Genomic DNA, 13,006 nt, shown 5'->3' on the forward strand with positions numbered 1-13,006 from the left:
GCCGATCATGTCACTGATCGGGCGCCCTCACGTGGACCACGTCACCGGCGCCGACGACGGTCTCGCCGGCCGGGCCGACCACCACCAGGCGGCCCACCTCGTCGATGCCGATGGCCCGGCCCGTGAGCGCGCTCCCGTCGGGGAGGTCGACGCGCACCTCCCGGCCGATGGTGACGCACCCCGCCGAGTACGACGCACGCAGGTGCCTGGTCGCGTCGGCGCCACCGGTCTGCCACAGGTCGTAGGCCTCGCGCAGCGAGCGGAGCAGCTCCACGAGGACCGCCGTCCGGTCCGGCTCGGCCCCGCCGGCCAGCGCCAGGGAGGTCGCGGCGGGCACCGGCAGCTCGTCCCGCGTGGAGGAGACGTTCAGGCCGACGCCGACGATCGCCGCCGGCCCCGCGGGGGTGTCGACCAGCTCGACCAGGACGCCCGCGACCTTGTCGTCGCCCAGGAGCACGTCGTTCGGCCACTTGACCGTGGCCGCGGCGTACCCCGCCCCGCGCAGGGTCTTGGCGACGGTGTGGCCGGTGAGCAGCGGCAGCCACGGCCACTCCCCGGCCGGCACGGTCGGGCGCAGCACCAGGGAGAACGTCAGGGCGGCCCGCGCCGGGGTCTCCCAGGTGCGGTCCAGCCGGCCCCGGCCGGCGGTCTGGTGCTCGGCGACGACCACCGTCCCCTCGGGCGCGCCGGCGCGGGCCCGCTCCGCCGCGACGGCGTTCGTGGACGGCGCGGCCTCGAGCACCTCCACGGTGAGCTCGGGAGCGAGTCGGGCGAGCGTCTCGGCGTCGAGTGATGGGCGTCTCATCTGCGCGGGGGTCACGGGCACTACATTGGCCCACGGTCCACATCAGTGCCAGTGAGGAGCCAGACCGATGAGTGCGCACCCCGGCGAGGGAACCGACGTCCCGGTGGGCCCCGACGCCCCCGACCTGCACACCACCGAGGGCAAGCTCGCGGATCTCGACCGGAGGCTGGACGAGGCCGTGCACGCCGGCTCGGCCAAGGCGGTCGAGAAGCAGCACGCCAAGGGCCGCAAGACCGCCCGGGAGCGGATCGAGCTGCTCTTCGACGAGGGCTCGTTCGTCGAGCTCGACGAGCTCGCGCGGCACCGCTCGACCGCGTTCGGGCTGGAGAAGAACCGCCCGTACGGCGACGGCGTGGTGACCGGCTACGGCACCGTCGACGGCCGCCAGGTGTGCGTGTTCTCCCAGGACTTCACGATCTTCGGCGGCTCGCTGGGTGAGGTGTACGGCGAGAAGATCACCAAGGTCATGGACCTCGCGATGAAGACCGGCTGCCCGATCATCGGCATCAACGAGGGCGCCGGCGCCCGCATCCAGGAGGGCGTCGTCTCCCTCGGCCTGTACGGCGAGATCTTCCGCCGCAACGTGCACGCCTCCGGCGTGATCCCCCAGATCAGCCTGATCATGGGCTCGTGCGCGGGCGGCCACGTCTACTCCCCCGCGGTCACCGACTTCACGATCATGGTCGACGGGACCTCGAACATGTTCATCACCGGTCCCGACGTCATCAAGACGGTCACTGGCGAGGACGTCTCGATGGAGGAGCTCGGCGGCGCGCGCACGCACAACACCAAGTCCGGCAACGCCCACTACATGGGCTCGGACGAGGAGGACGCGATCGAGTACGTGAAGGCTCTGCTGTCCTACCTGCCGCAGAACAACCTGGACGAGGCGCCGACGTACCCGGACGTCGCCGACCTCGAGGTCAGCGACCTGGACCGGGCCCTGGACACGATCATCCCGGACTCCCCGAACCAGCCCTACGACATGCGCGACGTGATCACCGCGGTGATGGACGACCAGGAGTTCCTGGAGGTGCAGGAGCTGTTCGCTCCCAACATCGTCGTCGGCTTCGGCCGCGTCGAGGGCCACCCGGTCGGGGTCGTCGCGAACCAGCCCATGCAGTTCGCCGGCACCCTCGACATCGACGCCTCGGAGAAGGCGGCCCGGTTCGTCCGCTTCTGCGACGCCTTCAACATCCCGGTGCTGACCTTCGTCGACGTGCCCGGGTTCCTGCCCGGCACCGACCAGGAGTGGAACGGCATCATCCGCCGCGGCGCCAAGCTGATCTACGCCTATGCCGAGGCCACGGTCCCGCTGGTCACGATCATCACCCGCAAGGCGTACGGCGGTGCGTACGACGTGATGGGGTCCAAGCACCTCGGCGCGGACATGAACCTCGCCTGGCCGACGGCCCAGATCGCGGTGATGGGTGCCCAGGGCGCGGCCAACATCCTGCACCGCAAGACCCTGAAGAAGGTCGCGGAGGAGGGCGGCGACGTCGAGGCCCGCCGCGCGGAGCTGATCGACGACTACGAGACCAAGCTGGCCAACCCCTACATCGCCGCCGAGCGCGGGTACGTCGACGCGGTGATCACCCCGCACGAGACCCGCATCGAGGTGGTGCGCGCGCTGCGGCTGCTGCGCTCCAAGCGGGAGACGCTGCCCGCGAAGAAGCACGGGAACATCCCGCTCTGATGGCCGCGGACAGCTCCCCCGCCGAGCCGCAGCCGTTCCTGCGGGTCATCCGCGGCGACGCGACGCCCGAGGAGGTCGCCGCGGTGGTCGCGGTGCTGGCCGCGCTGCGGGCCCCGGCTGCGGCGCCGGCACGGGTCCATCCGGAGTGGAAGGCTCCGCACCGCGTCGTACGCCGTACGCTGCCGCACGGACCCGGAGGCTGGCGCTCCAGCGGCCTGCCGCGCTGAATCCCCGCGGAGCCCGGTCTGCACCCCTAGTCTTGAGCCAACCTTTGAGCTTTTCCGTGTGGCGTCTTGAGGCCGGTCGCCCATTCTGGAAGCGCGCGATCGACGGCGCAGTGCAGGAGACGAAGGCGTGAACGCGAACCAGATAGGCCCCGACGGCGTCCCGTACGCCCCGGACAGGGGGTACCAGCCGGCCCACCAGTCGCCGCCGGGCACGACCGTGGGCGGAAACGAGTACGTCCGGATGTCCGACCCCGGCCTCGCCGACTACGAGCCCCAGTTCCTCGACGAGCTCGAGGACGCGCCGACGTACCGCCCGACGGTCGGCTGCATCATCCCGGCGTACAACGAGGCCGAGACGATCGCCGGCGTGCTCGACTCGCTGCTCCAGCAGACCCGGTTGCCCGACGTCATCCACCTGATCGTCAACAACACCTCCGACGACTCCGTCGAGATCGCCAGCCACTACGCCGGTCCGCACACGCGGATGACCGCGGCCGGCGAGCAGAGCACGATCATCTACGTCCACGACATCGGCAAGAACCCCGACAAGAAGGTCGGGGCGCTCAACTACGGCTACTCCCTCGTCGAGCACATGGACTACCTGCTCGGCGTCGACGGCGACACCACGCCGGAGCCCGACGCCGTCCAGCACCTCGTTGAGGAGATCTCCAGCGACGACCGGATCGGCGGCATCTCGGCGATCTACTCGATCGACGACAGCGCCCTCGACGGGCTGATGGCGAAGTTCCTCACCGCCGGACAGCGCGCCCAGTTCTCGGCGTTCAACATGCAGAACCTGCTCAAGGGCCGCAACATGGCGGTGCTCGGCGGCCAGTTCTCCATCTTCTCGACCCAGGCGCTGCGCGACGTGCTGCGCGACAGCCACCAGCGCACCCCGTGGGTCAACGACAGCGAGGTCGAGGACTCGCTCCTCTCGCTGCAGATCAAGAGCGCCGGCTACCTCACCAAGATCAGTGCCAGGGCCCGTGCCCACGTGGGCGGCATGGACACGCTCCGGTCGCTGGACGCCCAGCAGGTGAAGTGGAACTTCGGCGCGATCGACCTGATGTGGCCCGGCCAGCGCGGCGACACCAAGGGCCAGCCGTTCCACCCGAACCTCCGGCTCCGCTGGTTCGAGCACATGTCGATGGTCATCAACATCACCACCCGGGTGATGTTCGTGCTGCTGCTCGCCGGCTCGCTCAACATCCACGCGTTCGTGTTCAGCCCGTGGTGGCTGATCCCGCCGTTCGCCTCGATCTGGCTGAACTTCCGCGTCGCCCGATCGATGGAGTTCGCGAACAAGCGCGACTACCTGTTCGCGTTGCTGATCGTCCCGGCGGAGACGTACATGGTGATCCGGATGGGCCACTTCATCCGGGCCTGGCTGAAGTTCTTCAGCCGCCAGCAGACCGACAACTGGGCGGCGCAGGCGAAGGCCGAGCGCGGCAAGGGCGTCGCCTGGCTCTACCCCTACGTCGCCTTCCTCGTGATCTTCGTGATCTTCGCGGCGATCTGGACGTTGCTGCTGCCGATCCAGCTGCGCTCGGACATCCTGGCCGTCTGCTGGCCGATCCTCGGTGTGATCACCGTGCTCCAGACCGCCTGGATGGTCCTCAAGTCGATGAAGCGCTACCGCGGCTTCAAGGCCTGACCCGCTCCTCCTCCCCCGACCCGCAGGAGAACCCATGACCCGCACCCGCTCGCGCCTGTTCCCGGTGGCAGCCGGCCTGCTGCTCACCGCCACGGCGCTGCTCAGCGGCTGCTCGGCGTTCGACGGGCTCACCAGCTCCGACGACCCGTCACCCTCCGTGACCACGTCGCCGACGGCCACGGAGACGCCGTACCCCTCCCAGTTCACCCGCGACGGGACCTTCCAGTCGCACATCGAGATCAACGGGATGGACTACGTCTACACGCTGTACCCGACCAAGTCGACGCCGCGCACGAACGAGTGGTACCCGAAGGGCGACAAGTACTTCTCGTTCACGTTCCAGGCCTACGACCTCAACCGCGCGATCCGCGACCCGTTCTCGACGAAGCGCCGGACGTACCTCTCCCGGATCCAGGTCGACTCCAGCACGGTGACCTACGACGGGGGCAAGGTCCAGCACCCCTACGAGCTCGACGCCGACGCGAAGACGATCACCTTCGACCCCGAGCCCCTGTCCACCAAGTACGGCATGCTCGTCACCTCGCCCAAGGGCGCCTTCGAGCTGCGCAACCAGAAGATCAAGCCGACGTCGGACGACACCAAGGGCATCGACCTGCACTTCACCGCCACCGTCTGGGTCCAGGAGTCCCCCGGGTCGGAGAAGTTCGTCAAGAAGGTCATCAAGCAGAAGGTCCCGATCGCGATCTTCCAGAGCGACCAGCCCACCAAGGCGCAGTCGATCCCCGTCGACGCGAACTGAGCTCGGGCCAGGTCGCGCCGGCGACCCGGGACGCCGGCGACCCGGGGCGCGTCGGGCCTCGACATCGGCCGGGGGCTCTTGTCCGTTGCTTGCTGGCCGTGGGTGGTTGCGACCGACAGGGCAGCTACGGGACCGGAAGGTGGGTGGTTGCTGCTGCCTCCCGGCTTGCGGCTTCCGGGGCCGCGCTGGCTGTGGAAATGTGCTCGGAATCGTGACCTGTTTGTTACCCAGGACCCTGTGGAACGTGGGGTTCTGGGCCTCTCAGTGTCGGTGGCCGATGCTTGAGTAGTCCCGTGACAGCGATGGCCACACCCCGGCACCGAGTCTCGGTGGCCGTCGCGCACGCCCACTCCGAGATCGATGCGGTCGCGGACGCGTCGGTGTGGTCCATGGATGCTGCCGAGACCACCGCGGCCCTGATCCAGCTGACCCGGTTGAAGGCACGCGTGGCCGAGCTCGAGGCTCGGGTCGCCGAGCACGCCGACGAGGAGGCGGTGGACGCGTGGGCGCACCGGACCCGGCAGACCAGGCCCGCGGTGCTCGGCCAGGTCAGGCTCGGCCAAGCCCTGGTCACCCGCGGCCAGGTCCGGGACGCACTCGCCGCCGGTGACCTGGTGGTCGACCAGGCCAAGGTCATCGTCACCGCGCTCGACCAGCTCCCCGGCGACCTCGACACGACTCTGGTGGACAAGGCCGAGCGGCACCTGGTCGCCGCCGGCCGTGAGCACACCGCCCCGACCCCGCGGATCCTCGGCAAACGACTCATGGACGTGGTCGCACCGGAGCTGGCCGACGCCTACGAAGCGCGGCAGCTCGAGCGGGAAGAGGCCGGCTGTGTCACGTCCATCACGACATCCCCTGGAGCCGCGGCGGACCCACCGACGTGCAGCACGGCCGGCTCCTCTGCCCGAAACACCACACCAGGTTCCACCGACGGACGTAGGCCGACGAAGGTCTCGTCGAACGCACACGGAGGACTTCAGGCGCCAGACGCCCGAAGACCCCGCCCAAGCCCCCTCACGTCGATCGGGTCGTGTCGAGACAGGCGCTGGCGCGCCTAGGGACCACCCATCAGCTCGTACGTCACGACCCGATCCCCGTCGACGACGTCGAGGACCGTCGGGGTCAGCGGTCCCGGAGTCGTGTAGATCGTCCCACCACCGTCCGTCTCGCCGCGTCGCACGAACCCGGGCTCGACGGCCGTGGCATCGGAGCCCCTGCTGTAGTCACGGTCGAGGAACTGGACCTTGGTCGGCGCCGCGGCGGGGCTGAGTCGCCAGTCCCACGTCTCGTCGTGCACGTGCCACGCGCGGAGCGCGAGGAGCGTCGTGCACACCGCGAGGCCCCGGATCGCCCACCGTGCCGCCCTCGGCCGACGTGTGGTCATCACGCTCCGTGGACGATGTCGGGACGCGAGAAGTTGCCGGCCGGCCGGGTTTGCGCGCGGGTGCGCCGGGCACTACGCACCTGCGCAGCGGCCGTGAGGACTCGGGGGTCACCGCGGTCGAGGCACAAACGTCCCGCCCCCCTCATGCAGGGGTGGCGGGACGGTCCACGTCAGAGTGCTGGGTGCCGGACCGGGATCCCCGGCTGGACCGCGTACTCGCGCTGTCCGCTGGTCATCCGTGCGGAACCGGCGCCGCCGACCGTCGCACCGGGTGCGGCGGGCACCTCCGGTCCGAACGGCGGGAGCCACGTCGACGCACCTTCCTCAGGAGTGCCCCACTCGTCCCAGAACCCGCCGTACGTCGGGTCGTCGGGATCGTCGGGGTCGACCCATGCGCTGGCGACGGCACCGACGCCGACCCACTCCGGGTCGCGCAGGCAGTGCCGCGGCACGGTCACCCGGACGGTGTCGGCGGCGAAGTCGAAGACCGGGTGCGTCCGGCAGGCACCCTCCGACACGACCACGGAGACGCCGCCACACTCGTCGGAGCCCTCCGGGTCCGGTTCGCGGAGCTCGCGTGCCATGAAGTCCAGGACGCGGAACTTCCCCGACCGGGCGCGGAACCGGTCGACGTCGACCGTCCAGCCCCGGATCTCCGGCACGGCGAGGTGGAGCGACACCGACTGCTCGAGCCTCGGCGAGAGGTAGCGGAACCGGACCACCACCTGCACCGCCCGCGGCGTGTGCCGGACGGTCAGCCCGGTGATGTCGTCGTTGGCGTCGGCCGATCCGTCGATGTCGGTGAAGGTGCCGCACGGGGCCGGATCCGGGTCGAAGTGCCAGCCGGCGACGTCACCGCTGCCGTCGGGCGCGGACCAGCGGTCGGCGTACGCCGCGCCGGGCGCCGCCAGGGCGAACGAGACGATCGCGACGACCGTCGCACTGCTCAGGATCCGGGACACGTCGGACATTCTCGACGGCCCCGACACAGCCCGCAGGCGAAGCCGCGGACGATGCCTCAGGCCGCCTCGGCCAGCCGGTAGCCGACGCCGCGGACGGTCTCGATGAACCTCGGGGTGCCCGCGTCGTCGCCGATCTTGCGGCGGAGGTTCGCGATATGGACCTCGACCGAGCGCTTGTCGGCCTCGTTGACGAAGTACGACGTGACGTACTGCTGGCCGCGCATCGTCAGCACCAGGTCCGCCTTCGATCGGACCCGCCGACCGGTGCTGAGCAGCGACGCGAGCAGGTCGAACTCGGTCCGGGTCAGGTCGACCGCAGCCCCGTTGACGGTGACGACCCGCGTCTCGTTGTTCAGCGCGAGGCCGTTGAAGCGGGTCCAGCCGCCCTGGTTCGGCGGGGCGCCGTGCGCGGCGGGGTCCGGAGGGACCGGCTGATGGGACTGCGGTGCGGGCTGCTGCACGTGCTGGGGCGGCGGGGCCGGCTGGTACTGCTGCGGCGCGGGCGCCACCGGCTGCTGGTACTGCGGCGGCGGCACCGGCACCGGCGCCGGCGGCTGCGGCTCCTCGTACGCCGGCTGTTGCGGCGCGGGCGCCGGCTGCTCGTACTCCGCCTGTGGGGTGGGGGGCTGCGGGGCCGGCGGCTGCGGGGCGGGCTGCTCGTGGAGCGGCGGGAGCGGCGCGTTCGCGGTCAGGTCCCGCGCGGCCTGCGCCGCCCAGGACTCCTCCTGCGGCTCCGGGGCCGCCTGCTCGGCGGCGTCGGTGCCCTCGGCCCAGCCGGCCGGAGTGTCGAAGCGGGTGCGCGGCCGGCGCAGCATCGAGTCGGCACGGGCGCGGAGCTCGCGCGGCCGGAACGGCTTGACCAGGTAGTCGTCGGCGCCGGCCTCGAAGCCCTGGACGACGTCGATCTCGTCCGCCAGCGCGGTGATCATGATCAGGTAGGTGCTGCTGAACTCGCGCAGCCGCTTGGCCACCGCGAAGCCGTCCATGCCGGGCATGTTGACGTCGAGGGTCGTGATCAGCGGGTTGTGCCGCCGCACCGCCTCCACGCCCTCGGGGCCGTTCTCGGTCACCACCGTGCGGAAGCCGGACTGGGTGAGCACGATGTCGATGAGGTCGCGTACATCGGGATCGTCCTCGATGATGACCGCCACCCAGTCGTTGCCCGGCTGCATGGGGCGAATGCTAACAACGGCCCCCGGTGGACGGGCCGGAGGTGTGTCGGGACTTGCCGGAGAGTCTCACCACCCGGACGACGCCGCCATCGCCAGAGCGCGCTCCGGCCAGAACTCACCGGCCGGCGGACCGCCGCCGCACTCGCCGTCGCTCTCGCCGGGCGGCTTCACCCAGACATAGGCGTCCAGGTGCGCCGCGTCGCCGGCCGGCGCGGCGGCCGGGTCGGTGCCGTAGGCCCGGTCCGCCGGGTTGCACCAGTTCTCCGTGGAGCCGTTGCCGTTGCGGCCGGTGTCGATGACGTAGTGCGCGCCGTTCAGCAGGCCACTGAGCTCCTCGTCGTACTTCCGCTCGTCGCTGTCCGACTGGTAGTTCGAGACGTTGCTGGCGAAGCCGCGCACGTCCTCGACCCCCACCTGCTCCAGCAGCGGCGCGAGCTTGTCCGGGTCGACCCAGTTCGAGTGGCCGCCGTCGACGTACGTCGTGACCCCCGCGTCGTCGAACCGCGTGACGGCGTCGGCGATCAGCCGGATCCGCTCCTCGCGGTGCGCGCACTCGAGGCTGGACGCCACGGCATCCGGCTCGACGACCACGACGGAGGGCCCCGCCGCGGCGGCATCGGCGATCTCCTGCACCCAGGGGCCGTAGTCGTCGGCGGGCAGCCCACCCTCGGAGAACCCGCCGGTGCAGTCGCGGTCGGGGATGCCGTAGACGACGAACGTCGGCACCTGGCCGGCATCTGCGGCCACCTCCACCACGTGCGAGACGAAGGCACCGACCTGACCGGCCGGGTACTGCTCGGGGGTCAGCCAGATGCCGCTCGGCGTGGTGGCGAGGCGCTCGAAGACCGCCTCGGCCCCGGTGTCGCCGTCCTTCTTCGCCCGCGCGGCGGCCTGTGCCGCCGGCGAGTCGGGGTCCGCGTAGCCCGCGGCGTCGGCGTACCGGTTCACCGACTGCGGGTCGCGGGTGTCGGCCGGCTGCCCCTCGGAGCCCCCGACGCCGCACCCGGCCAGCAGTGCGCAGGACAGCAGCCCGGCCGCGAGCCGGCGGAGGTGGAGGGGCACCGGCACATCATGCCCGAGGCGAGACTGCCTTCCCGCGACCCGGGGCGAAGGCGCTGGCGACCGCCGCGATCGCCACGGCGGCGGCACCGGTGAGCAGCGCCGGGCCGATCGCACCGTCGTACCCGAACGGCGTCAGCTCGCCGCCGTTGGCCAGGAACACCGCGGTCAGCAGGGCGACACCGATCGCGACGCCGAACTCGCGGACCGTCGAGTTGGCCGAGCTGGCGATCGCGAAGTCACTGTCCGGCAAGCCGTCGAGCACGGCGGTCGCCATCGGGGCGAAGGTCAGGCCCATCCCGACCCCGGCCAGCAGCAGCGCCGGCACGAACGCCGGGTACGCCGCGCCGGTCTCGGTCAGCACCGCGAACCACACCAGGGATGCCGTCTGCATCACCAGGCCGATCGACAGCAGCGGCCGCAGCCCCACCCGCGGGGCGAGCGCCCCGGCGATCGGCGCGACCACCATCGGGGCCGCGGTCCACGGCAGCGTCCGGACGCCCGCCTCGAGCGGGGTGTAGCCCTGCACGATCTGGAGGTACTGGGCGAGCAGGAACACGGTGCCGAACATGCCGATGGTGAAGAACAGGGCGATCACGTTCGCCACCGAGAAGTTGCGCGAGGAGAACAGCCGGAGCGGGAGCACGGCGTACGAGCGGCCGCGAGCCCAGAGGACGTACGCCGGGAGCAGCAGCGCGGCGACCACCAGCGGCACCAGCACACGCGGGTCGCTCCAGCCGTCGTCGTTCCCGTGCACGATGCCCCAGACGCCGAGGAACACGGCGCCACCGAGCATCAGCACCCCCGCCACGTCGAGCCTCTGCCAGGTGCCGCGCGACTCGCGGATCGCGATCAGCAGCAGCGGACCGGCCACCAGGGCGACGGGCACGTTGAGCCAGAAGATGGCCTGCCAGCTGACGCCCTCGACCACGGCGCCGCCGATGACCGGGCCGAGCGCGACGCCGAGGCCGCTGACGCCTCCCCAGATCCCGATCGCGGCGGCCCGCCTCGCGGGCGGCACGGCGGAGGCGAGCAGGGTCAGCGAGAGCGGCATGATCGCGGCCGCGCCGAGGCCCTGCACGGCCCGGGCGGCGATCAGCGCCTCCGAGGTGGTGCTCAGCGCCGAGGCGATGGACGCGAGCGTGAAGACCGTCAGCCCGACCAGCATCATCCGGCGCCGGCCGAGCCGGTCACCCAGGGTCGCGGCCGGGAGCATGAACGTCGCGAAGGACAGCGTGTACGCGTTCACGAACCAGGAGAGCTGGCCGACCGACGAGCCCAGGTCGGCGCGGATCACCGGGAGGGCGCTGGTCATCACCAGGTTGTCCAGAGTCGCCATGAACATCGGGACGGACGCCGCCACCACCGCGAGCCAGACCGGCACGTGCCGGCCGCGGGTAGGGCCGACGTCGACCGGGGCGGCGGGTGCTGTGTCGAGTGCGGTCATCGCGACCTCCGAAGGTAGGCATTGAATGATTACTACTGGCGACGACAGTAAGTAATCGACTGATAACATGTCAACCATGAACTCTCCCCCGGCCCCGCGGATGAACGCCGAGGACCGCCGCGAGCTGATCCTCCAGGCCGCGACGCGTGCCTTCGCCCGCGGCGGCTACCACGGCACCAGCACCGACGCCGTCGCCCGCGAGGCCGGAATCTCCCAGCCGTACGTCGTGCGCATGTTCGGCACCAAGCTCGAGCTGTTCCTCGAGGTGTTCGAGCGCTCCGCCGACCGGATCAAGGCGGCCTTCGAGGAGGTCCTCGACGCGGGCCCCTTCGACCCGGAGAGCGAGGACGACAAGGCCCGGATGGGCATCGCCTACGCCGAGCTGCTCGCCGACCACGACTTCCTGCAGGTCCAGATGCACGGCTTCTCCAGCGCCGGGGTCCCGGAGATCGCGGCCGCCGCCCGGCGCTGCATGGGCGAGGTGTTCGAGACCATCAGGCGCACCGGCTGGGACGACGAACGGTGCCGGGACTTCGTCGCCCACGGGATGCTGCTCAACGTGATGCTCTCGATCGGGGCCGCCGACCACATGACGCCGGACGACCCGCTGAGCGTGCTCGCGGCCTGCGCCTTCGGCGACGCGCTCGAACTGCTTGAATCGGGCGCGTGACCCAGCTCGTCCTCGCCTCGGCCTCCCCCGCCCGCCTCCAGACCCTCCGCAACGCCGGCATCGACCCGGTGGTGATCGTCTCCGGCGTGGACGAGTCCCGGCTCGACGGCCTGCCTCCGGCCGAGCTCGCGCTGCAGCTCGCCGAGCTCAAGTGCGCGGCGGTCGCCGCGCGGGACGAGGTGCCGGCGGGCGCGCTGGTGCTGGGCTGCGATTCGGTGCTCGACCTCGACGGCGAGGCACTGGGCAAGCCCGGCGACGCCGACGAGGCGGTACGCCGCTGGCACGCGATGCGCGGACGCACCGGGATCCTGCGCACCGGTCACTGCCTGCGCGACACCGCGACCGGCCGGGTCGCCGCCGCGACCGCCTCGACGACCGTGCACTTCGCCGACGTCACCGACGAGGAGGTGGCGGCGTACGTCGCGACCGGCGAGCCGCTCGAGGTGGCCGGGGCGTTCACGGTCGACGGTCTCGGTGGCGCGTTCGTCACCGGCATCGAGGGCGACCACCACAACGTGGTCGGGGTGAGCCTGCCGCTGGTCAGGGAGCTCGCCGCGGAGCTGGGTCACTCGTGGACGGAGCTGTGGACCCGTCCATGACCCGCTCCACCAGCCCGTCCGCCAGCCCGCCCGGCAGGTCGGGCGGCAGCACGATCGGGCCGGTGTCCATCCGCAGCTCGCTGAGCTCGAAGACCTGCATGGGGTGCTGCTTGAGCTCGGCGAGGTGGACCGGCCGGCGGAAGACCAGGGTGCGGAACAGGTAGAACCGCGCCACCATGGCGAGGAAGAGGCCGATCACGTTCGCGGCGATGTTGTCCGAGAACGGGTCGTCCTGCCCGAGCACGTTGCGGCTGACCCACAGGCACGCCATCGGGATCAGCATCGTGCCCAGGTTGATCGCGATGAACATCAGCCGGCCGCCGTCGGCGGTGCGGGGCGGGCGGTCCTTGAACACCCAGCTCCGGCTGCCCCGGTAGCTGACCGCCATGCCGATGATGTTCGCGATCGCGTAGGCCAGGTAGGGCTGGCCGGACAGCGGGGCGTCGTACCCCGTGGCGAACCCGTGCACGAGGAAGTTGAAGATCAGGAACGCGACCACCGTCGCGACACCACCGACGGCGAGGAACCGGTACACCTCGGTGAGGAGGCGACGCCACCGGTGAGACAT

14 protein-coding genes are annotated in these 13,006 nt (G+C 71.1%); 7 read left to right on the forward strand and 7 right to left on the reverse strand.

What is annotated here, in order from left to right:
- Positions 1-10: 10 nt before the first annotated feature.
- Complete coding sequence (locus ACVW2K_RS20380; RefSeq protein ID WP_457203756.1) at positions 11-820, reverse strand: biotin--[acetyl-CoA-carboxylase] ligase; 810 nt, start codon at positions 818-820, stop codon at positions 11-13.
- A gap of 52 nt (positions 821-872) precedes the next feature.
- On the opposite strand from ACVW2K_RS20380, the gene ACVW2K_RS20385 reads away from it, so the two are divergent.
- The 5 genes from ACVW2K_RS20385 to ACVW2K_RS20405 all read left to right on the forward strand — a co-directional run bounded on the left by ACVW2K_RS20385 (position 873) and on the right by ACVW2K_RS20405 (position 6,203).
- The gene (locus ACVW2K_RS20385) at positions 873-2,501 is read left to right on the forward strand and encodes an acyl-CoA carboxylase subunit beta (protein ID WP_457203757.1); all 1,629 of its coding nucleotides are present in this window, start codon (positions 873-875) and stop codon (positions 2,499-2,501) included.
- Positions 2,501-2,728 carry an acyl-CoA carboxylase epsilon subunit gene (locus tag ACVW2K_RS20390; protein WP_457203758.1) on the forward strand — a complete coding sequence of 76 codons (228 nt, stop codon included), beginning with the start codon at positions 2,501-2,503 and terminating at the stop codon, positions 2,726-2,728. Before ACVW2K_RS20385 ends, ACVW2K_RS20390 begins: the two co-directional genes overlap by 1 nt.
- 127 nt (positions 2,729-2,855) lie before the next feature.
- Positions 2,856-4,382, forward strand: coding sequence for a glycosyltransferase family 2 protein (locus ACVW2K_RS20395; RefSeq protein WP_457203759.1), 1,527 nt, complete (start codon positions 2,856-2,858; stop codon positions 4,380-4,382).
- A gap of 34 nt (positions 4,383-4,416) precedes the next feature.
- Positions 4,417-5,142: a hypothetical protein gene (locus ACVW2K_RS20400; protein ID WP_457203760.1), complete on the forward strand. Its 726-nt coding sequence runs from the start codon at positions 4,417-4,419 to the stop codon at positions 5,140-5,142.
- Between the two features lie 293 nt (positions 5,143-5,435).
- A complete protein-coding gene (locus ACVW2K_RS20405) occupies positions 5,436-6,203 on the forward strand; it encodes a hypothetical protein (protein ID WP_457203761.1) in 768 nt (255 codons plus the stop codon).
- Here the strand turns inward: ACVW2K_RS20405 and ACVW2K_RS20410 are convergent.
- The 5 genes from ACVW2K_RS20410 to ACVW2K_RS20430 form a co-directional block, all read right to left on the reverse strand.
- Positions 6,200-6,529, reverse strand: a complete 330-nt coding sequence (locus ACVW2K_RS20410; RefSeq protein ID WP_457203762.1) for a hypothetical protein — start codon at positions 6,527-6,529, stop codon at positions 6,200-6,202. The two genes, ACVW2K_RS20405 and ACVW2K_RS20410, sit on opposite strands and share 4 nt — an antisense overlap.
- Before the next feature lie 170 nt (positions 6,530-6,699).
- Positions 6,700-7,491 carry a hypothetical protein gene (locus ACVW2K_RS20415; RefSeq protein WP_457203763.1) on the reverse strand — a complete coding sequence of 264 codons (792 nt, stop codon included), beginning with the start codon at positions 7,489-7,491 and terminating at the stop codon, positions 6,700-6,702.
- Between the two features lie 56 nt (positions 7,492-7,547).
- Positions 7,548-8,663, reverse strand: coding sequence for a response regulator transcription factor (locus ACVW2K_RS20420; RefSeq protein WP_457203764.1), 1,116 nt, complete (start codon positions 8,661-8,663; stop codon positions 7,548-7,550).
- 66 nt (positions 8,664-8,729) lie between these two features.
- Positions 8,730-9,725 carry a glycoside hydrolase family 6 protein gene (locus tag ACVW2K_RS20425; protein WP_457203765.1) on the reverse strand — a complete coding sequence of 332 codons (996 nt, stop codon included), beginning with the start codon at positions 9,723-9,725 and terminating at the stop codon, positions 8,730-8,732.
- 7 nt (positions 9,726-9,732) lie between these two features.
- Entirely contained in the window at positions 9,733-11,169 is a 1,437-nt protein-coding gene (locus tag ACVW2K_RS20430) for a DHA2 family efflux MFS transporter permease subunit (RefSeq protein WP_457203766.1), read from the reverse strand.
- Between the two features lie 76 nt (positions 11,170-11,245).
- Between ACVW2K_RS20430 and ACVW2K_RS20435 the strand changes: the two genes are divergently transcribed.
- The gene (locus ACVW2K_RS20435; RefSeq protein ID WP_028635733.1) at positions 11,246-11,839 is read left to right on the forward strand and encodes a TetR/AcrR family transcriptional regulator; all 594 of its coding nucleotides are present in this window, start codon (positions 11,246-11,248) and stop codon (positions 11,837-11,839) included.
- Positions 11,836-12,438: a Maf family protein gene (locus ACVW2K_RS20440; protein ID WP_028635732.1), complete on the forward strand. Its 603-nt coding sequence runs from the start codon at positions 11,836-11,838 to the stop codon at positions 12,436-12,438. The genes ACVW2K_RS20435 and ACVW2K_RS20440 overlap by 4 nt, the downstream gene beginning before the upstream one ends.
- Here the strand turns inward: ACVW2K_RS20440 and ACVW2K_RS20445 are convergent.
- Entirely contained in the window at positions 12,380-13,006 is a 627-nt protein-coding gene (locus ACVW2K_RS20445; RefSeq protein ID WP_457203767.1) for a GtrA family protein, read from the reverse strand. The two genes, ACVW2K_RS20440 and ACVW2K_RS20445, sit on opposite strands and share 59 nt — an antisense overlap.

Source organism: Nocardioides sp. HB32 (genome assembly GCF_054058995.1).